This is a genomic window from Sulfurimonas denitrificans DSM 1251, from assembly GCF_000012965.1.
Lineage (GTDB): Bacteria > Campylobacterota > Campylobacteria > Campylobacterales > Sulfurimonadaceae > Sulfurimonas > Sulfurimonas denitrificans.
This window is the reverse complement of sequence record NC_007575.1, coordinates 719,851-741,688: the sequence shown is the minus strand read 5'-3', so window position 1 is coordinate 741,688 and position 21,838 is coordinate 719,851. Positions and strand designations below refer to the sequence as shown.

General features: G+C 36.2%; 15 protein-coding genes, 1 tRNA gene and 3 rRNA genes. 4 read left to right on the top strand and 15 right to left on the bottom strand.

The annotated features are described in order from the left end of the window. Positions 1-23: 23 nt before the first annotated feature. The 5 genes from SUDEN_RS03770 to SUDEN_RS11000 all read right to left on the bottom strand — a co-directional run bounded on the left by SUDEN_RS03770 (position 24) and on the right by SUDEN_RS11000 (position 5,747). A complete protein-coding gene (locus SUDEN_RS03770) occupies positions 24-2,171 on the bottom strand; it encodes a RelA/SpoT family protein (RefSeq protein ID WP_011372352.1) in 2,148 nt (715 codons plus the stop codon). Positions 2,172-2,181: 10 nt separating this feature from the next. Then, the gene (locus SUDEN_RS03765; RefSeq protein WP_011372351.1) at positions 2,182-2,400 is read right to left on the bottom strand and encodes a DNA-directed RNA polymerase subunit omega; all 219 of its coding nucleotides are present in this window, start codon (positions 2,398-2,400) and stop codon (positions 2,182-2,184) included. A 31-nt stretch (positions 2,401-2,431) separates the two neighbouring features. Then, complete coding sequence (gene pyrH / locus SUDEN_RS03760; protein ID WP_011372350.1) at positions 2,432-3,145, bottom strand: UMP kinase; 714 nt, start codon at positions 3,143-3,145, stop codon at positions 2,432-2,434. A gap of 174 nt (positions 3,146-3,319) precedes the next feature. Then, a complete protein-coding gene (locus SUDEN_RS03755) occupies positions 3,320-4,132 on the bottom strand; it encodes a formate/nitrite transporter family protein (protein WP_011372349.1) in 813 nt (270 codons plus the stop codon). 64 nt (positions 4,133-4,196) lie between these two features. After that, positions 4,197-5,747 carry a GGDEF domain-containing protein gene (locus SUDEN_RS11000; RefSeq protein ID WP_011372348.1) on the bottom strand — a complete coding sequence of 517 codons (1,551 nt, stop codon included), beginning with the start codon at positions 5,745-5,747 and terminating at the stop codon, positions 4,197-4,199. Positions 5,748-5,925: 178 nt separating this feature from the next. Here SUDEN_RS11000 and SUDEN_RS03745 point away from each other — a divergent pair, with 178 nt between their 5' ends. The 4 genes from SUDEN_RS03745 to SUDEN_RS03730 are packed head-to-tail and all read left to right on the top strand — an operon-like array spanning position 5,926 to position 11,287. Beyond that, positions 5,926-7,239 carry a hypothetical protein gene (locus tag SUDEN_RS03745; protein ID WP_011372347.1) on the top strand — a complete coding sequence of 438 codons (1,314 nt, stop codon included), beginning with the start codon at positions 5,926-5,928 and terminating at the stop codon, positions 7,237-7,239. A gap of 2 nt (positions 7,240-7,241) precedes the next feature. After that, positions 7,242-8,330, top strand: coding sequence for a trypsin-like peptidase domain-containing protein (locus tag SUDEN_RS03740; RefSeq protein WP_011372346.1), 1,089 nt, complete (start codon positions 7,242-7,244; stop codon positions 8,328-8,330). A gap of 3 nt (positions 8,331-8,333) precedes the next feature. Beyond that, complete coding sequence (locus SUDEN_RS03735) at positions 8,334-10,283, top strand: M3 family metallopeptidase (protein WP_011372345.1); 1,950 nt, start codon at positions 8,334-8,336, stop codon at positions 10,281-10,283. Continuing rightward, positions 10,283-11,287, top strand: coding sequence for an endonuclease/exonuclease/phosphatase family protein (locus SUDEN_RS03730; protein ID WP_011372344.1), 1,005 nt, complete (start codon positions 10,283-10,285; stop codon positions 11,285-11,287). Before SUDEN_RS03735 ends, SUDEN_RS03730 begins: the two co-directional genes overlap by 1 nt. Before the next feature lie 147 nt (positions 11,288-11,434). Here the strand turns inward: SUDEN_RS03730 and rrf are convergent. The 10 genes from rrf to SUDEN_RS03680 all read right to left on the bottom strand — a co-directional run bounded on the left by rrf (position 11,435) and on the right by SUDEN_RS03680 (position 21,826). Beyond that, positions 11,435-11,550, bottom strand: a 5S ribosomal RNA gene (gene rrf / locus SUDEN_RS03725). Positions 11,551-11,730: 180 nt separating this feature from the next. After that, positions 11,731-14,620 (bottom strand): 23S ribosomal RNA (locus SUDEN_RS03720). A gap of 294 nt (positions 14,621-14,914) precedes the next feature. Next, positions 14,915-14,990 (bottom strand) — tRNA-Ala (locus SUDEN_RS03715). Between the two features lie 121 nt (positions 14,991-15,111). Beyond that, positions 15,112-16,633: ribosomal RNA gene (locus tag SUDEN_RS03710) — 16S ribosomal RNA — on the bottom strand. Together the 16S, 23S and 5S rRNA genes with 1 tRNA gene alongside form the textbook arrangement of a ribosomal RNA operon. A gap of 393 nt (positions 16,634-17,026) precedes the next feature. Continuing rightward, a complete protein-coding gene (gene mnmA, locus SUDEN_RS03705; protein ID WP_011372343.1) occupies positions 17,027-18,052 on the bottom strand; it encodes a tRNA 2-thiouridine(34) synthase MnmA in 1,026 nt (341 codons plus the stop codon). Continuing rightward, a complete protein-coding gene (locus SUDEN_RS03700; protein WP_011372342.1) occupies positions 18,045-18,824 on the bottom strand; it encodes a TIGR00730 family Rossman fold protein in 780 nt (259 codons plus the stop codon). The genes mnmA and SUDEN_RS03700 overlap by 8 nt, the downstream gene beginning before the upstream one ends. 14 nt (positions 18,825-18,838) lie before the next feature. Continuing rightward, positions 18,839-19,690, bottom strand: a complete 852-nt coding sequence (fliY, locus tag SUDEN_RS03695) for a flagellar motor switch protein FliY (RefSeq protein ID WP_011372341.1) — start codon at positions 19,688-19,690, stop codon at positions 18,839-18,841. Between the two features lie 3 nt (positions 19,691-19,693). Beyond that, positions 19,694-20,812, bottom strand: a complete 1,119-nt coding sequence (fliM, locus tag SUDEN_RS03690) for a flagellar motor switch protein FliM (RefSeq protein ID WP_011372340.1) — start codon at positions 20,810-20,812, stop codon at positions 19,694-19,696. Between the two features lies 1 nt (position 20,813). Continuing rightward, entirely contained in the window at positions 20,814-21,497 is a 684-nt protein-coding gene (locus SUDEN_RS03685; RefSeq protein ID WP_011372339.1) for an RNA polymerase sigma factor FliA, read from the bottom strand. After that, positions 21,494-21,826 carry a hypothetical protein gene (locus tag SUDEN_RS03680; RefSeq protein WP_011372338.1) on the bottom strand — a complete coding sequence of 111 codons (333 nt, stop codon included), beginning with the start codon at positions 21,824-21,826 and terminating at the stop codon, positions 21,494-21,496. The genes SUDEN_RS03685 and SUDEN_RS03680 overlap by 4 nt, the downstream gene beginning before the upstream one ends. Positions 21,827-21,838: the final 12 nt, after the last annotated feature.

The window sequence follows — 21,838 nt, the reverse complement described above, 5'->3', positions numbered from 1 at the left end:
TTTTGACTTCAAGAGTCATTTTGCTACCTATACGCATCATCTGTGCGAATAAAATGTATTACTTTTATTTTTTGCTCGATTTTAGCACGTAGTGCATTAATATCGGCTTCTTTTGACTCAAATCCTATTTCACAATAACGCGTAGATTCGCTCTTATTTTTTCCAAGTTCAATCTGATTTATATCAATTTTTAATTTTGCTAAAAAGTTTAAGAACTCTGCTAATGTTCCAACTCCGCTATGAAGTGAAACTATCATATTATAGTTATAGATGTTTAATTTCTCCCATCTTACAAAAACCATAGCCTCTTTCTCATCTAACTTTTTTGTTGCACTTGAGCACATTTTATGATGAACGTGAGCTTTGTTTTTTTCTAAAAAAGCCATTATTTCATCGCCATTTTTTGGATGACAGCAGTAATCAAAAACCACATCATTTATATTTGATGTGCTATATATCTCTAAACCTCTAAAGCTATATGGTTTTAATTTGAATCTGCGTCTCGATAGAAATCCTTTTATACGACTATTCTTTTCTATCTCTGCAATATATCTTTGAACAACATCTCTAAGATGCTCAATATCAGTAGCAATTGTAGCTCTCTTATCACAACTATTTTTTTCAAACCAAGCTTCAATTACCGAGCTATTTAAATTCATAGCTGTTGCAACAATATTGATGCTAGATTTTGAATCAACATCTCTTACTCTTGCGTTACAGTTATATCTCATATTTGTTTTTGCTTTTGATGTCTTTACTGCATCAAGCCAGCTACATCTGGTAATAATATTTTCATCAACATCAATTTTAACTATGTCCCCATTGTGAAGCTCATTAATAAGTGATGTTTTTGCTTTATTTACAAGAGCAGATTTTGCATGATTTCCTACATGTGTATGAATTGCATAAGCAAAATCAAGCACAACTGCACCTCGCGGAAGAGTAAAAACTTCACCTTTTGGAGAGAAAACTGATATATCCTCACTGTAGAGGTCATTTTTTATCAAGTCATAGAACTCTTCAATTGACTCATTTTGATATCCAAGATTATGAAGCCAATCCAACTTAATCGCATCGTTGCCGCCACTTTTGTATTTCCAATGTGCTGCAACTCCAAGCTCCGCTGTTTCATGCATCTCATAAGTTCTGATTTGTACTTCAAAAATAGCAGTTTTGTAAAATACTGTAGTGTGAATTGTTCTATAACCATTATCTTTTGGAACGGCGATATAGTCTTTAAATCTTGAAGATAATGGTTGAAAATGGAGATGAATAAGTCCTAAGATGCTATAACACTTAACAGGATCTTTTGTTAAAATTCTTAGCGCTAAGAGATCTAAAATCTCCTCTATTCCAACACCCTTTCTCTGCATTTTAAGATAAATTGAATATTTATGTTTTACCCTAGAGAGTATCTCAAAATCATCTTCACAAAAGCCATTTTGTACTAAAACTTTCTCAATTGCTTCTTTAAATTCGATAAGCTTCATCTCTATTGCATGGTAGTGCACTTCAAGGTAGCTATCTATCTGCTCTTTTTCTTCTTTAAAAAGAGTTGAAAAACTTAAATCTTCTAGAAGATTTTTTAAAAAGGAGATACCCAAACGATGAGCAATTGGTGCATAAACGACAAGAGTCTCTTCTGCGATTCTCTGCTGTTTTTGCGCGCTTAAAGATTCAAGAGTTAGCATATTGTGAAGTCTATCGCATAGCTTTACAACTAAAACTCTTACATCTTTAATACTTGCTAGGAGCATTTTACGAAAGGAGAGTGCTGATACTACAAGTTTTTCATTTGAATTTGAAGATACTAGTTCTGTATCTCTAATTGAATCAATTTTTGTAAGACCTTCAACAAGATGCGCTACATCTGCACCAAAGACATCTTTTATCTCTTCTATATCAACTTCTGTATCTTCTACAACATCATGTAGAAGTGCAGCAATTGCCATAGACTCATCATTTGTTATGGAGGAGACAATACTAGCCACTAGAATTGGATGAATTATATATGGTTCACCACTTTTTCTAAACTGGTTTACATGTGCTAGAGTGGAGTAGTCCAGAGCTTTTTGCAAAGCTTGGCTTGGCGGAATTTGAGCAAAAAGATACTTTATAGCTAAGTCAACAGTATCTATTTTTTTGATCTGTCCTATATCAACTTGACTCAAAATTAACCAACTATTTTTTTATATCAGCAAAGCCTTTAATTATAATAAGGCCCTCAGCAATTTCCATAAGAGCCAAATCAGCTGTTTTTATCTTTTTAGAGACATTTAATTTGCTATTAGCACCATTTAAAAGTTCATCTGTCCTTTTTGCCACTGCGATTGCTAATTGGTAGCGATCCATGTTTGGGTTATTATCTAATATTTTGGCTGTTAATTCTTCTATTTTCATCTTCTATCCTTTTGGTTTTAGGTGATTTAATCTATTTTACTATAGAGCAGTTTTTCATATTTCCATTTTGTAAAATGTCAAGGAGATTTCCTTTTTTAAACATGTCGCAGACTAAAATAGGGAGCGAATTATCTTTTGCAAGTGCTATTGATGTATCGTCCATTACTTTTATATTGTCATTTAGGGCTTGCTCGTATGAGAGCTCTTGGAGTTTTATGGCATCACTAAATTTATTTGGGTCTTTATCATAAACACCATCAACTTTAGTAGCTTTAATAATCACCTCAGCGCCAATTTCAACTGCTCTAAGAGTTGCTGCGGTATCTGTTGTAAAAAATGGATTTCCAGTTCCAGCTGCAAATATAACAACTCGACCTTTTTCTAAATGACGAACTGCGCGGCGATTTATATAAGGTTCAGCAATCTGTTCCATCTTAATGGCTGTTTGCATACGAACTTGAAGTCCTGCGTGTTCACAAGCTTCTTGCATCGCTATTCCGTTGATTACAGTTGCTAACATTCCCATGTAATCACCAGAAGTTCTTTTAATAATTCCATCTTGTGCTGCCGTTACTCCACGGATGATATTTCCACCGCCAATAACTATGCCAACTTCAATATTAGCTTCTACCAAAGACTTTATCTCTTGAGAGATAAAATTTAAAATTTTAGTGTCAATTCCATAACCAGCTTCACCCGCTAAAGCTTCGCCTGAAAACTTAACCAATACCCGTTTGTTAGCCATGCAATTCCTTTGTTAAAATTGGGCGAATTGTACTTAAGTTTGTCTTTGATATTGCTTTGATTTAATCGTTGAGTTTTCGTATAGTTTTTTAACAAAGTTTACACTTTTTTTTGTTAAAAATATTTTGAATTTAAAACTAAATGAAGAAGTGTTTAAAATATCACTATCTCCTCTTTAGTCTAACTCTCTTTTTGCACCAGTTTTTACATGTGTTGCATAGAGTGTAAGTCCTGTAAAAGCTAATCCTCCAATGAGATTTCCAAATACTGTTGGAATTTCGTTCCAGATAATATAATCAGCTACCGTAAAATCTCCACCCATTATCATAGAAAATGGAAACAAAAACATATTTACAACTGAGTGCTCAAAACCCATAAAGAAAAATAGCATAATTGGCATCCACATAGCTATGGCTTTTCCGCTTACATTGGTTGAAATCATAGCACCAACTACTCCCATTGAAACCATCCAGTTACAAAGCATTCCACGAATAAAAATCGTAAACCAGCCAGAGATTCCATGCTCTTTATAGCCCAGTGTACGCTCCTCGCCTATGCTTCCTATCTTCTCTCCAAGCGCTCCAGCATCTATTGAATAACCATAAGTTAAGATAAAAGAAATCATAAAAGCTACTAGAATCGCCCCTGCAAAATTGCCTAAGAAAACCAATCCCCAATTACGAAGAACCTGTTTTATTGTCACACCTTTTCTCTTATCTAGCAGAGCAAGAGGAACTAGAACAAAAACTCCTGTCAAGAGGTCAAAACCCATAAGATAAAGCATTATAAAGCCAACTGGAAAAAGCATAGCACCAACAAGAGCTGAGCCACTCTGCATGGCTACTGTTATAGCAAAAGCAGCGGAGAGCGCTAAAATGGCTCCAGCCATAAAGGCTCTAATTATGGTATCTTTGGTTGACATGTAAACTTTTGACTCACCAGCATCAATCATTTTTGTAACAAATTCACTAGGAACTAGATAAGACACGATAAAAGCCCTCGTTGTATTTAAATTTAATCTTTTAAAGATTTATAGCGTAAAAAACTTATATTTAATCATCGCAAAACATTTTTGCATCATATAATACCGCTTGATTACGTCCATTTTCTTTTGCTTTGTATAGAGCTTTGTCTGCACATCTATATATCTCTTTGGTGCTATTTATCTTGCCCTCTTCAATTACGATTATCCCGATAGAGATTGTTAAATACTCATTTACTTTGCTGCTTTTATGCTCAATTTTTTCATTTTCTATCCCCTTTCTTATATCATGAGCTAAATGGAGCGCTTCTATTGCGTTTATGCCAGAGCATAAGATGCCAAACTCCTCTCCACCAAGTCTAAATGCCATATCTGTTGCTCTTTTTAAAAAAGTTTTCATCACTTTTGAAACTATTTTTATGGCTACATCACCCGCTTGATGCCCATATGTATCATTGTACTCTTTGAAGTGGTCTATATCCATGATAATAAATACTGGCACCTGTTTAGTTCTTTGGTTGCTACGGAGATAATTATCAAATATTTCATCAAAATATCTTCGATTATATAAAGATGTCATACCATCAGTAATAGTTAACTCCTCAATCTTGTCTATATATTTTCTATTGTTTAGATAAAATATTCTGTTTATGATTATGACAAACATGATAGATAGAAATCCAAAAATAGCTATAAATATCAAACTTTTTTGATTTTCTTTTAGTTTTTTTTCTAAATTTTCTCTTAAAAGATTTAGATTTATCTCGTATAAAGCGATTACAGAATCTATGTTTTTAGTTATCTGCTCATAGATTCCATTAGAATCAACAGCTATTGCATCATCTCTTAACAACTCATTATTAGTAAAATCTATTATCACTCTTTGAGCTTCTTTCATATCTTCATAACTCTCTTTTAACTTATTGGCATAAGCAACCTCTCCTAATAAAAAGAGATTCAAGTCAAGCTTTTTAAGTTTATCATCAATTTTATCAAGTCGCATAATTATCTTATGTCTTTGGTTAAAATCTATATTACCATTTGTTGTATTTACTGCTACTCCCCTAATTTGTCCATTATGCTCTATTAGCTCTACAAACAGAAAAACGACATTGTTTACTAAAACAAATATATCTAAATTTTCATCTAAAATGAGTTTGGAATGGTAAGAAATTCGACTTGAATAAGATGTGAGATTTTCAACTATTTGAGTAAGTTCATCAAAATTCAGAGAGTCTAGCTTACTATCTTTTATAAATTTTATAAAACTCAAAAGCTCTTTTTTCAAAGTAATGCTATCGTCTATCTTTGATAATTTACTCTCTATTAGATTCATACCCTTTAAAATATCTTCTTTTTTTATTTCTAGCTTCTTTAAAGTATCACTATTTGGGTTTTCTATTGAGGTTAGTGCTCTTATTTTTTGAATATCCAAAACGCTTTTTTGTATTTCAGCTATTACTTCTATTCCGCAAAGTTCAAGTTTTGTAAACTCTATTTTATCTTGTCTGTTTTTAGCCATAATAGAAAATATAATTATTACACCAGCTATCGGGATAGCAGCAATAAGTAGAAAAAAATTAAAACTTTTTGTTTTTTTCTCTTCATATAAATCTTGCATATACCACCCTTTTTTTAGAAATAGTTAATAAATGTATAACAATACAAAACAACACTCTTCTTATATTACAATTCTTTATCTTAAAAAAGATAATTTTATTTAGGCTTTAAGTAATACTAATCTTTTGTAAAGAAGCTTTTACTATAATACAGCTCTAAATTTTTCCAAAAGAGCGTCTATGAACTGGTTACATTTTTTTAAGAAAAAAGATGAATTAAAACATACATTTGGAAGAAGCATAAATGCTAATATCTCCAAAGATGAGGAGAAGTTATTTAACAAATCTTATGAGGCATTTGAAGATAAAGAGATACTCTTAGCTTATGAGTACTTCCTAAAATCTCTTATCAACTACTCAAATGGCGTCTCAAATGAGAACGTAATCATAAAAAAAGAAGATGACTCTCTTTATTTTGAGATATACCAAGGAGGTGCGCTAATAAGAGGCAAAGCTACAAAAAAGAGCCTTAATGCAGAAGCAATCCTTTGTAAAAAATCATCTGCACATGTAGCCCTAAAACGTCTTATTTTAGAGCGAAACTACCAATTTACTTACACCTATTATTTTAGCGATGATGAGTACATAAAACTAAAACTCTCTCTTGATAACACAACTATGAGTCCACAAAAACTCTTTTTTCCTCTTAGAGAGATTGCTCTAAATGCAGACTTTGATAAAGAGTATATAAAGAGTGAATTTTTGGATATTTCAATAGAAGATGTATCACATGTAAAAACTTTAAGCGAAGAGGAGTTGTCTCTAAAGTATAACTTTATGCACAAATGGATTGATGAGATAAATGTTAAAATCCTCTCTCTTCCATCAAATGACAACGCTGGGATGGAGTCTTTTATCCTGCTTTATCTTCTTTTTAAAATAGACTACATGTTAGTTCCAAAATTCACTATTTTTAAAAAATCAACTAAAAAAATTCAAGAGTACTTTAGTGATGAAAACTTAACTGTTGAAGCAAAAAATGATGAACTCAGAGAGCATATCCTAGAACTTCAAGAGATGAGTTTTGATGAATTTAGAAAAAATTTCTATAATGCAAAATACACCTTTAACCCAACAGACAAAGCACCTAATGAAGAGATAGAGATATTTATAACAGAGTCTCTCTCAAAGATAAGATGGTATAAAAACAACAGATACAACCAAATCATCCCTACCATGTATAAATATATCGCAATGTATCTGCTTTATAATTATGGGTTAAATCCTCTTACTAAAGAGCTTTTACACACTTTAGTAGAGATTCAAAACCCAAGTTTTTTTAAAGCTCTGGGATACACACCTTTATATGACGAAGAGAGTCAGATATTTGCAAAAAGAGCTATTGTCTCAAAAGTGGACTCTATTGTCTCAACTCATAAAAACCACTTTAAAAAGTTAGAACCTTTTGGAGACAAGCTCAACTTCTCATCACTAAACGAGCTAAACAACAGCTTTTATCTACAACTAAAAAATCTCAATTATGAGGAGATATAACCATGAACACACAACTAATACTTGAGCAGTATATAGAAAACATCATACAAATCATGACTCCTTATGGAAGTGGAACTGGATTTATTATTGATGATTTGATTGTTACAAACTCTCATGTTGTAGCTGGGCTAAAAGAGGTAGTAATTAGCTCAAAAAAGATTAAACGCTCTATTGCAGAGGTCGTTTACGATGATGCTTATTTTGATTTGGCTTTTATTAGTTTTGGATTTGATAGACCAGAAAATCCGCTTACTTTATCTACAAAAGAGATTCAAAATGGAGATAGTGTTATCGCTATAGGGCACCCTTATGGGCTTAATTATAGCGCAACAGAGGGTATTGTCTCAAAAGCTTCAAGAATTTATGGAGAGCTAGAGTATGTACAAATTGACGCCGCAATCAACCCAGGAAACAGTGGCGGACCTCTTATAAATATTGATGGAGAAGTCATCGGAGTAAATACATTTATCATTCAAGATTCAAATAACTTAGGCTTTGCACTTCCGTACTTTTATGTTGATGAAGCGCTAAAGAGCTACAAAAATTTCAATATAAAAAATATTTTAAAGTGTCACTCATGTAAAAACCTTATCGATGAAAAAGATATAAAAGATGACTACTGCCCAAGATGTGGCATAAAACTAGAGGTCGCAAAACTTAGAAGAAAAGGGTATAAACCAACAGGAAGCACAAAATTATTAGAAGAGATTTTAAACTCTCTTGATGTAAATGTTACATTAGCTAGACGCTCACAAGCTTCATGGCGAGTGAACTTTGGCACCGCAAGAATAGAGATAACGTACTATGAAAATGGTATCATCATAGGAGAGTCAAAACTTTGCGTTATACCACAAGAAAATATTGAACGCATTTATGACTACCTACTTGATGAAAATAAAAAATTTTCATATCTGCACTTCTGCATAAATCAAAATATCATCTATCTGTCCTACCTTGTAATCGACTCATCTCTGACATTAGAAGAGGGTCGTGTAGCATTTGAGAGGCTGTTTAAATATTCTGACATGTATGATGATATACTAATTGATAAATTTGGCGCGATAAAATTAAAAAGAGATGAAGAGGATTAATATATGAGTAAATTTTTAGAGTTAAGAGTAGATTTGGGCAGTTTTATAGAAGAACTAAATGTAAGATTAGAAAAAAACAACAAAAGCGTTGAAAAACTTCTAAAAATAAAAGAGAAAAATTTTGCAAATTTTGTAAAACCTCTTGAGATGATGGATGAGAAACTGGAGCAGTTTTTTACACAATTATCACACCTTAACTCTGTAAAAAACAGCGCTAAAACGCAAAAAATATATGCTGCATCTCTACCAATAGTCACAGATTACTCAACAAAACTTTCTCAAAACATAGATATATATAACGCCTACAAAGAGATTTTTAAAAATGAGCAAAAAAGCCTAAATCAAGAACAAAAGAGAGTCTTAGAGCTAAATATTTTGGGCTTTGAGTTAAGCGGTGCTCATCTCGATGAAAAAATAAAAAAAAGACTACAAGAGATAAACCTCAAAAAGAGCACCCTATCAAATGATTTCTCTCAAAACCTCTTAAATGCAACAAATGAGTACAAATATATTGTTACCGACATAAAAGATGTAGAGGGAATTCCTCAGAGCGATTTGGCAAATGCAATGTTTAAAGAAGATGGCGTAACTAAGTACAAATTTACCCTTCAAATGCCCTCATACATAGCCTATATGACATACGGTAAGAACGAAAATATAAGAGAAGAGCTCTACCGCTCTTATGTGACTAGAGCGCCTCAAAATGCGCTGATTATTGATGAACTATTATCACTAAAAAACGAGATGAGCAGACTACTTGGGTTTGATAATTACGCTTCATATTCACTTGCTAGTAAAATGGCAACGGATGAGAGTAGCGTAATTGAATTTTTAGAAGAGCTAATTTCAAAATCAAAACCTCAAGCTAAAAAAGAGCTGAGAGAACTCCAAGAGATAACAAAAAAACCTCTTAATAGTTTTGATACGGCTTTTTACAGTGAGCTTCTTAAAAAAGAGAAGTATAATATAGACGAAGAGGAGTATCGCCCATACTTTGAGCAAAATAGTGTGTTAGATGGTACGTTTGAATTTTTAAACAAACTCTTCAAAATCAGTTTCAAAAAAAATAGTGAGGAGCTATGGGATAAAAAGGCTCTCTCTTATGATTTATATGTAGATGGTATTTTAAAATCGAGGCTCTACCTTGATTTAGAAGCCAGAAAAGGCAAACAAGGCGGAGCATGGATGAATAATTTTAGCTCACATCATATAGATGAAAAAGGCAAAGAGCATCTTGCCTCAGCTGTTATAGTATGTAATTTTCCGCCATCAAAAGGTAAAACTCCATCTCTATTAAGACATGATGATGTAGTAACGCTATTTCATGAGATGGGTCACGCACTACATCACATGTTAAGTGAAGTAAATGAGAGCGGAGTTAGTGGCGTAAATGGCGTAGAGTGGGATGCCGTTGAATTTCCATCACAATTTTTAGAAAACTTTGCTTATGAGCCTAAAGTTTTAAAACTCTTTGCAACTCACTATAAAACCAAAGAGATTATCCCAGCAGAGATGATAGAGAAGTTAGTAAAAAGCAAAAACTTCCAATCAGCCTTAGGAATGCTCAGACAACTAGAGTTCTCTATCTTTGACTTTAAACTACATGCAAAGCTCCATAAAGGCAGTGAAGTTCAAGAGCTCTTAGACTCTATCAGAGAGCAAACCGCACTTATTAAACCACCCTCGTACAACAAGTTTCAAAATGGTTTTTCACATATTTTTGCTGGCGGATATGCTGCTGGATACTACAGCTACAAATGGGCTGAAGTTCTAAGTGCAGATGCTTTTTTTAGTGTTGTTGATGAGGGAATTTTTGACTCTTTGAGTGCAAAAAAATATCTAGAAATTATCCTAAGAAGCGGAGGCTCTAAGAGTATGGATATTTTATATAAAGAGTTTATGGGTACCCAAGCAAATCCTGAGAATTTATTAAGACTAAATGGTATCATCTAATGAAAATTCTGTTTTTTACCCTTTTAATTTATACATCACTGTTTGGAGAGACTATTTTGAAAATTGCAACATATAATGTAGAAAATCTCTTTGATTTAGAAACAAGCGGTTATGAATATAGTGAATATATACCAAACTCTACCTCAGAGTGGAATCAAAAAAATTATAAGATAAAATTAAAAAATATCGCTCAGGTTATAAAAGATATAGATGCAGACATTATAGCCCTAGAAGAGGTTGAATCACTCCAAGCACTCTTAGACCTCAGGTTTGCACTAAAACAAAGCGGTCTATATTATGGTTATTATAGTATTGCGGATAAAAAAAACACAACTGTTAAAGTAGCTCTTCTTAGTAAAGTACCATTTGTTTACTCCAAAGAGATAAGTGTGACTCAAACTTATGAATACAGAAATATTTTAGAGACAAAATTTAACATTAATGGAAAAGAGCTCTATATTTTTGTCAATCATTGGAAATCAAAATCTGGTGCTGAGAGTCAAAGAGTATTATGCGCAAAGAGTTTAATGAAAAGGGTAAAAGAGATAGGATTTGATAAAAATATAATTTTGCTTGGAGATTTTAATTCAGACTATGAGGAGTATCTGAAATTTGCAAAAAAAAGAGAACATAATGACACAGATGGTATAACGGGCATAAACCATATCTTAGGCACTATAAATCAAAGAAATTCAGCCCTACATGTAAATTATCAAAAAGAGAGTTTTTATAACCTCTGGTACGATACAGATGAAGATAAAAGGTACTCTTATCTCTATAGAGGCAAAAAAGAGGTGCTTGATAATATTTTGATATCTCAATCTCTCTTAAATGCTAAAGATGTCTCATACATTCATAACACTATCTCAAATTTTAATAAAGAGTACCTTTTTAAAAAAAACAACATCTACAGATGGCAAATCTCTAAAGCAAGAGTAAAAAAACATAAAGGACAAGGCTATTCAGACCACCTCCCATTAGTTGCTAGATTTAGAGTTGATTAAAATTTATATACTAAAGTATTGCTTACCTGTATTTAGCAAAAAGAATTAAAACAGTAAATGAATAAAGTTTATAAAAGAGTTAGACTAGAATTAAAAAGTGGATTTGATTGAAGTTAAAGAAGTGTTGGTAAGTAGTAGAAATGATCAACTAGGCAGCGACCTACATTTCCAATCCTGCAAGGATCAGTATTATCAGCGATGAGAGGCTTAGCTTCTGGGTTCGGAATGGGACCAGGCGTTTCCCTCTCTCTATAGCCACCTAGACAATCACATTTAAATACACTGTTTTGTGTACTTAAAAGTAATTGTTCTTAAGTTAGAGTGAGTTTTATGCAATTAATGCATAAAATATCATTGTTAAAGTCAACATAACTAAATAACTACATCAGGTACCTATACACTAAGTAAGGTAGTGAACGAATTGTTATTCTATAAATAGAATGGTAAAAAAGACAAACGTACTATTAGTACTGGTCAGCTAAACAGATTACTCTGCGTACACACCCAGCCTATCAAGCTTGTAGTCTTCAAGCGTACTTCAGGGAGAGTTCATCTTGGAGTTGGCTTCCCGCTTAGATGCTTTCAGCGGTTATCTCATCCATGCGTAGCTACCCAGCGATGCTCTTGGCAGAACAACTGGTGCACCAGTGGCATGTCCAACCCGGTCCTCTCGTACTAGGGTCAGCTCTCCTCAACTCTCCTACGCCCACGGAAGATAGGGACCGAACTGTCTCACGACGTTCTGAACCCAGCTCGCGTACCGCTTTAAATGGCGAACAGCCATACCCTTGGGACCTGCTTCAGCCCCAGGATGCGATGAGCCGACATCGAGGTGCCAAACCTCCCCGTCGATGTGAGCTCTTGGGGGAGATCAGCCTGTTATCCCCGGCGTACCTTTTATCCTTTGAGCGATGGCCCTTCCACACAGAACCACCGGATCACTATGACCGTCTTTCGACTCTGTTTGAGTTGTATCTCTTACAGTCAGTCCGGCTTATGCCATTATACTCTACGAAGGATTTCCAACCCTTCTGAGCCGAACTTTGTAAGCCTCCGTTACTTTTTAGGAGGCGACCGCCCCAGTCAAACTACCCACCAGACATTGTCCTCGCACGAGATAATCGTACGGAGTTAGCTATCAGAATATTCAGGGGTGGTATCTCAAGGATGCCTCCGATACAACTAGCGTCATATCATCAATGGCTCCCACCTATCCTGCACATGAATATCCCAATAGCAATGTCAAGCTATAGTAAAGGTGCACGGGGTCTTTCCGTCTTTCCGCGGGTAGGAGGAATTTTCACCTCCACTACAATTTCACTGGATCCCTGGTTGAGACAGCTCCCATCTCGTTACGCCATTCATGCAGGTCGGTATTTAACCGACAAGGAATTTCGCTACCTTAGGACCGTTATAGTTACGGCCGCCGTTTACTTGTGCTTCATTTCAATGCTTCGCAGAGCTAACAAATCCATTTAACATTCAAGCACCGGGCAGGCGTCACACCCTATACATCCTCTTACGAGTTAGCAGAGTGCTGTGTTTTTGGTAAACAGTCGGGAGGGACACTTTGCTGCGACCCGTCGGCGCTTCATGGAGCAAGTCCATTAACGCTTAGGGCACACCTTATACCGAAGATACGGTGCTAGTTTGCAGAGTTCCTTAACCAGGGTTCATCCACGCGCCTTAGAATACTCATCTCACCCACCTGTGTCGGTTTACGGTACGGGCAACTGCTGTTCTCGTTTAGAGGCTTTTCTCGGCACGACAGTATCATTGATTCAAAGCGCTCTCCGAAGAGATTGCTCTGCCTGTAAGATCTCGGTCTAATGTAAGGCGGATTTGCCTACCTTACAACCTACGTCCTTCGACCCACTATTCCATCAGTGAGCTCAATTAACTCTATGCGTCCCCCCATCACTCAAGCGAACAACAGTCGGTATTGGAATATTAACCAATTTGCCATCGTCTACCCCTCTCGGACTCGACTTAGGTCCCGACTAACCCTACGATGACGAGCATCGCGTAGGAAACCTTGGGTTTACGGCGAAGGGAATTCTCATCCCTTTTATCGCTACTCATGCCTGCATGCTCACTTCCAGCCGCTCCACCACTCCTTGCCGGTATGGCTTCTACGCTGACTGGAACGCTCTCCTACCACTCACATAAATGTGAATCTAGAGCTTCGGTGCTTGTCTTAGCCCCGTTATATTTTCGGCGCAGAATCGCTAGACCAGTGAGCTGTTACGCTTTCTTTAAAAGATGGCTGCTTCTAAGCCAACCTCCTGGTTGTCACAGCAACTCCACATCCTTTTCCACTTAGACAAGACTTTGGGACCTTAGCTGCTAGTCTGGGTTGTTCCCCTCTTGACGACGGATTTTATCACCCACCGCCTGACTCCCGAGGTTACACATGAAGTATTCGGAGTTTGATAGGGTTTGGTACCGCGGTAAGCAGCCCTAGCCCTGTCAGTGCTCTACCCCTTCATGCTACTGCTCGAGGCTATACCTAAATATATTTCGGAGAGAACCAGCTATCACTGAGTTTGATTGGCCTTTCACCCCTATCCACAAGTCATCCCGAGACTTTTCAACGTCAATGGGTTCGGTCCTCCACTGGCTCTTACACCAGCTTCAACCTGCTCATGGATAGATCACTCAGTTTCGGGTCTGCAGCATCTGACTAATTCGCCCTATTAAGACTCGCTTTCGCTACGGCTTCTCGTTCGATTAACCTTGCCAGATACCACAACTCGCAGGCTCATTATGCAAAAGGCAGTCCGTCACACTTATAAATAATAGTGCTCCGAATGATTGTAAGCCATAGGTTTCAGGTTCTATTTCACTCTGCTCACCGCAGTTCTTTTCACCTTTCCCTCACGGTACTTGTTCGCTATCGGTCTAGTAGTAGTATTTAGGGTTGGAGGGTGGTCCCCCCATATTCAGTCAAGATAACACGTGTCCCGACCTACTCATTCCTTAGTCTAGTACCATATAAATGTTTTCGCTTACGGGAATATCACCCTCTTTGTTCACTCTTTCCAAAGTGTTTGGCTAACAAATATATTATCACTAAGTGCCCTAATCCCGTTTCGCTCGCCGCTACTATGGGAATCTCGTTTGATTTCTTTTCCTTCAGGTACTGAGATGTTTCACTTCCCTGAGTTCGCCCTCCCGTAGGAGTAACATGATTCGCACCATGCTGGGTTGCCCCATTCAGAAATCCCCGGATCAAAGCTTCTTGGCAGCTCCCCGAGGCTTATCGCAGCCTAGTACGTCTTTCATCGCCTCTACTAGCCAAGGCATCCACCTATGGCCCTTAATATCTTTTTTATTCTAATTTACTAAAGAAACTTTTTAGCTTACGCTAAAATCACTTCATTAGTTTTGCGTTCACTACCTTACTTAATGTAGGGCAGTATCCTGTTTAATTGTAGTTATTTTAGTTGATATAATTTATAAACTAATCTCTAAATATATTTACATATATCTAGCTATCTTTTTATAACTATATGTTGACTTTAACAATAATAATTTAATGAACATAGACTATAAAGTCTAATTCAAACTCTTGAGTTGAAGAACTTGAATTAAACTTTCTAAATTTTTATCTATATAAATAAGAAATGGTGGAGAATAGCGGGATCGAACCGCTGACCTCCTGCGTGCAAGGCAGGCGCTCTCCCAGCTGAGCTAATTCCCCATTTTCAATTTCAAATGAACAATGATCACTGAAAACTAAGCAAGTAAAAGACTAAAATAACTGTTTCTCTTGTGAGATTTTCTTGTATGTCAATTCAAATGAATGATTGACTCTACTCTAGAAAGGAGGTGATCCAACCGCAGGTTCTCCTACGGTTACCTTGTTACGACTTCACCCCAGTCGCTAATTCCACCGTAAGTGGTAGCCCCCCGAAGGTTAGCTTCCCAATTTCGGGTGAAATCAACTCCCATGGTGTGACGGGCGGTGAGTACAAGACCCGGGAACGTATTCACCGTAGCAATGCTGATCTACGATTACTAGTGATTCCAGCTTCATGCTCTCGAGTTGCAGAGAACAATCCGAACTGAGAGACGCTTTAAGTGATTGGCTCCACCTCGCGGTATTGCAACACTCTGTACGCCCCATTGTAGCACGTGTGTAGCCCTGGCCGTAAGGGCCATGATGACTTGACGTCGTCCTCACCTTCCTCCTCCTTGCGAAGGCAGTCTCCTTAGAGTGCCCAGCTTAACCTGCTGGCAACTAAGGACGAGGGTTGCGCTCGTTGCGGGACTTAACCCAACATCTCACGACACGAGCTGACGACAGCCGTGCAGCACCTGTTTTCAAGCTCCCCGAAGGGCACTCCGCTATCTCTAGCAGATTCTATCAATGTCAAGGCCAGGTAAGGTTTTTCGCGTATCTTCGAATTAAACCACATGCTCCACCACTTGTGCGGGTCCCCGTCTATTCCTTTGAGTTTTAATCTTGCGACCGTACTCCCCAGGCGGAACACTTAATCTGTTAAGTGCATCACCGCAATGACAAGCATCACGACGACTAGTGTTCATCGTTTAGGGCGTGGACTACCAGGGTATCTAATCCTGTTTGCTCCCCACGCTTTCACGCCTTAGCGTCAGTTATGTTCCAGAAGATCGCCTTCGCTTTAGGTATTCCTAGTGATATCTACGGATTTTACCCCTACACCACTAATTCCATCTTCCCCTCCCATACTCTAGGTTGCCAGTTTCAAGTGCAGTTCTACAGTTAAGCTGTAGGATTTCACACCTGACTTGACAACCCGCCTACGCGTCCTTTACGCCCAGTGATTCCGAGTAACGCTTGCACCCTCCGTATTACCGCGGCTGCTGGCACGGAGTTAGCCGGTGCTTATTCATGAGCTACCGTCATTTTCTTGACTCATAAAAGGAGTTTACACACCGAAATGCGTCATCCTCCACGCGGCGTTGCTGCATCAGAGTTTCCTCCATTGTGCAATATTCCTCACTGCTGCCTCCCGTAGGAGTCTGGTCCGTGTCTCAGTACCAGTGTGGCGGATCATCCTCTCAAACCCGCTACCCGTCATTGCCTTGGTAGTCTCTTACACTACCAACTAACTGATGGGATATAGTCTGATCTCAAAGCGAAAAAACATTTCCCTTTACAACTTTTGTTATAAAGGTATATCTAGTATTAATCACCGTTTCCAGTGGCTATCCCAGTCTTTGAGGTACATTAACTATATATTACTCACCCGTGCGCCACTCGTCAGCAAAGTAGCAAGCTACTTCCTGTTACCGTTCGACTTGCATGTGTTAAGCACGCCGCCAGCGTTCACTCTGAGCCAGGATCAAACTCTCCATAATTGGTTTGTTTAATCTTTGCCCAAGATTTAAAAATCATTGGCTTTATGTTGCCATCATGTAATTTAATACTTGATGGACTTTATTGTATAGTATCTATACTATTGGGTATCTCTAAATTAATAGAGACCAAATAGAATAGACGGTTGTTGTTATTTAGTTTTTATAAGTAAACTTACTCGACTTAAATAATAACTAGTTTTAGTTATTAAAGTCTATTTACTTGCTTAGTTTTCAATGATCTCAAACTACCGTTATAAGCCTCTACTTGAAGCCTAGATACCTAAACTTTAGGTCTCTGTGTTTGTGGATGGGAATTATAGGGAAGGATTGCTTAGAAGACGCTTAAAATAATGAATGCGGGTTTAATACCGCATATTATAAGAATATTTTTACTTAATTATCTTCTATCCAGCCGCCGCCAAGTAGTTTATTCCCGTCATAAAAAACAGCAGCTTGTCCTACAGCAACGCCAAAAACACTCTCTTTGAGAGTTACATGTGCTTTATCATCTATAATATCTACATGGCAAGGGATTGCCTTTGTTCTATATCTTAACTTCACTGTTGTATCAAAACTTTTCTCATCCGAATAAAGGTTTAAGTTATTTAAGACAACACTATTACATGCTAAATCCTCTTTTTTTCCTACAATTATCTGGTTTTTATCTGGGTTAATACTTACTACATAATGTGGATCGTGAGCTCCATTAACACTAAACCCTCGTCTTTTACCAATTGTATAGTGCATATACCCTTTATGCTCTCCTACTACTTTACCACTAGTATCGAGGACTTCTCCTACTTTGTCCACTTCAACATAATCTTGAAGCAGGTCTGTATATGTAGTCTCAACAAAGCATATCTCGCTTGATTCTCTTTGAGATGCGAATGTTGCTAATCCGTTAATTGAAGCTGCCAACTCTTTAATTTCACTTTTTTTTCTATCTCCTAAAGGAAAAAGAAGCCTTGGTAATATCTCTTTGTTTACATAAAATAAAAAATAACTCTGATCTTTTGTGTCATCGTCAGCTTCATAAAAATATTTTCCATCAGTTTTTATGTAGTGTCCTGTAGCTACAAAATCTGCACCTATTTTATACGCAAACTTTAACATCTCTCCAAACTTCAAACTTCTATTACAAAGCGCACATGGGTTTGGCGTTTTTCCTTTTGCGTAAGTATCAACAAAAGGTTTAAAAACTTTCTCATTAAATATCTCTTGCAAATCTATTACATGTAACTTTATACCTAAAAAATCGGCAGCTTTTCTTGCTCTTGCTTCATGTATTTCATGATAACCAGGATTTGAGTGAAGTTTCATATACAATCCTTCAACCTCATATCCCTCTTCTTTTAAAAACATTGCTGATACTGTAGAGTCAACTCCTCCACTCATTCCAAGAAGTACTTTTTTAGACATTTGAATTCTCTGGTATAGTTATATCTTTATCTACAAAAAACTCTAAAAGAGATTTACAATATTTTGTATCTCCAAGCCCAGACTCTTTTAATATATTTATTTGATTTAAAAGCGATTCTTCTATCTCTTTTAATACTTTATCCAAGTCATCACTCAAAGTTATAATATGCAAATCTTCAAGTGTTATCATCCCATTTTTATATAACTTATTTTCTAAAAATTTCACGAGAGGCTTATAAAAAGACGTTCCTATAAGAAATATTTTTACACCAGTAATCTTTTTCGTTTGAACAAGTGTTAAAGCTTCAAAAAATTCATCTAGAGTTCCGTACCCTCCTGGAAAAATCACATATGCGATTGAGTACTTTACGAGCATAACTTTTCTTGAAAAGAAATACTCAAAACTCAACTCTGTTGTAGTATATTTGTTTGGGGTTTGTTCAAAAGGAAGATCGATATTAAGTCCAACTGATTCTACATTTTTGTATTTAAATGCACCTTTATTGGCAGCTTCCATAATCCCAGGTCCGCCACCAGTCATTATGTTAAATCCTCTTTTTGCAAGCATTGAAGAGAGCTCTTGAGTTGCTTTATAATATTTATTACTCTCTTTTGTCTTAGCACTTCCAAATATTGTAACAGTCGGACCAAGATCTCCAAGTCCATCAAAACCTTTTACAAAGTCACTAAGTATTCTAAAAACACTCCAAACATCTGCAGATTTTATATCTTTTACATATTTTTTTGCTAAATCATCCCTGTTTTTTTTCACTAATATAACTCCTGCTATGATTTAAGCTGATTTAATCTCTCTCTTTTTGTACCGATACTAGTGATTTGAACACCAAAATTTCCATCAACAATTACAACCTCACCCTCTGCAATTACATTATCATCTACTAATATATCAAGGGGATCATTTGCTAATTGATTAAGCTCTATAACAGAACCAATATCCATATTTAAAACATCTTTAAGTAGCATTTTTTTCTTCCCAATTCTAACTTTAACTGGAAGTTTCACATCCATTATAAGAGCAATATTACTCATCTCATCAGAGCTTAGCGAGACAGTAGCACTATTTTTATTTGACTCATTTTTTCTATCATCACCCAATGTTTTATCTTTTTGAAATAGTATATTGCTTAGATTTTCGTCCATTATAAGCATAAGTAACGAGTTTGTCTCGCCTATGACAAAATGATAAACAAACATTTTAGAGTAGTTCTCAAGTGAAACATCTTTATTTTCATCAATATACTCTATGTTATCTATATTAAAAGATAGTTTTGGCAACTCTTTTTGTGCTCCAAGGCTATTGCTTATTGCTCCAAAAATGTTGGATGCTATCTCTTTGGCAGCATCTAAATCATCTTCACTAACATCTTCTCTATTGCTCTGATCCTCTCCCATCATCATATCAGACAAAGAGGCAACCAAACGTGGTGTTAAAGCAAGCATTGCAGAGCTATTAGTGTCTCCGCTTACAGATACATTAAGCAAAACTATAGGAGGAACAATGCTAGAGATTATACTTAACTCTTGTCTCTCTTTTAGTTCCATAGAAGGAGCTTGACCTATAAGAGCTTCAATAGTACCTACAGTTTCACTCTCAAATAACTTTATAAAATCGCTCATTATCTACTCCTCATCCTCATCATCTTCTTCTATATATCTATTTTTTTCATCAAAAACCATCTCTTTTACACCTGATATTTTTTCTCTTCTAATTGATTCAAAATTCTCTAACGCTCTCTTTACTGCATCTCTTTCTGTATCAATTATTTCTGTTACCTGAACTGATTTTCTAAATCTTCTTAGTCCAATTTTACCGCGAAATCTATCTTTTCCATCAACACAAATTGTGACAATATCATCTGCTGGGCTTGTAAGTCTAACTATATCTCCAGCTTGAAGGTCTAAAACATCTCTCAAAGTAAGCTCAGCATTTCCAAGCATCGCTTCTATGCCAACTTTTGCGCCTCCAAGAAGTACATGTAGCTCTGTGTTACGACTCTTTTTAGTACTTGTTTCATTAAGCATCAAGTCTCTACTTGCTAACTTTGGTAAAACTGGCTCTAGTGCGATAACAGGATAACAGATATTCATCATACCTGAACTCTGACCAATAATAATCTCCATAACAACCATGACTACAATCTCATTTTGAGCAACGATTTGTACAACATTAGGGCTAGATTCTTTTGACTCTATATTTGGGAAAATCTCCATAACTGGACCCCAAGCATCTTTTAAAGTACTCATCATAACTCTTAAAATTGTCTCAAAAAGACTAAGCTCTATATCTGAGAATTCTCTACTCGCATCAAAAGGTTCACCTTTTCCACCTAATAGTCTATCAAGCATTGGAAAAGCAATTGATGGATTTATCTCTATAACGCCACTTCCTTCTAATGGTTTCATTGAAAAAACATTAAAACTTGTAGGGTTTGGAAGTGACATCAAAAACTCACCATATGTCATCTGATCTACAGAGTGTAGCTGTATCTCAACGATTGAGCGCATAATTGAAGAAATTTGAGAGGATAGAGACCTTGCCATCTTGTCATGGATACCCTTAAATGCACGGAGCTGCTCTTTTGAGACTCTATTTGGACGTTTAAAATCGTAAAGTGTTACCTGTCTGTTTGATGTATGCGAATCACTTCCCATTTCATCAAAAAGATCACCTCCTCCATCTTCATCATCTACAACATCTAAGAGCGCATCTATCTCTTCTTGTGAAAGTATGTCTGCCATCTTAAGCCCCTACACTCTCTTTTATCTTATGAATTACTGATTTATGAATTTGGGAAATTCTTGATTCTGTTATTCCTAAGACATCACTAATCTCTTTTAGAGAAAGTTCTTCAAAATAGTATAGCTGAATAATCATCTGTTCTCTCTCACTATATAAGCCAAGAACAGTTTTAATAACATCTATCAACTCCTCTTTTTCTATATTTGCAAGCGATGCGCCCTCATCTCCAACTTGAAGTTGATCATGTAGAGGCATAACTGCGTATATGGATGAAGCAATTCTAGCTTCATGAATTTTCTCAATATCTTCGCCTATTATAAGAGCCAACTCTTCGTCACTTGGCTCCTCATCATGTATAGCTCTATGTTCTTCAATAGCATAATCTATCGCTTTTATAAGTTTTCTGCTTGCACGACTTACGATATCTAAACTTCTAAGATAATCAAGCATTGCACCATAAACACGTTTTTTTGCATATCCCCAAAATGAGTCATTGAGACTCTCATCATATCTTCTTGCAAGTTTTATCAACTCTTCTGTGCCAATTGCTGAGAGATCCATATAATCAACTGAGCTTGGAAGTCTCTCTTTCAATCTAAAAGCCATAGCTTTAACAGCGGGCAAATACTGAATTGCCAACTCATCTTCTTTATGTTTTAAATCTTGAGTATATGCGCTAATCATCGATTGACCTCAACATCTACAGCATTAGCTTTAATTGCCGCATCTGTAATTTTGATAGCAGAGTCGATAAGTTTTTCTCTTTTAGTTATCTCTATTACAAATATATCAAGCTTTCTTTCATGATTTTCTTTTGGAAAAAAGTAGTTTTTCGCAACTGTTGTTTTGTAATAAAAGGCAATGACTATATGTGAGAAAAGGTAGAAAAAACCTGTTATTAGAGATGTATATACAAGTAGTCCCTCTGCATCAAATGACTTTAATATACCAAAAACTATCCCAACAAAAAAACCTTGGACAGTAAAAAAATATACGAAGTTCTCACCTAACATCTAATAGCCTCA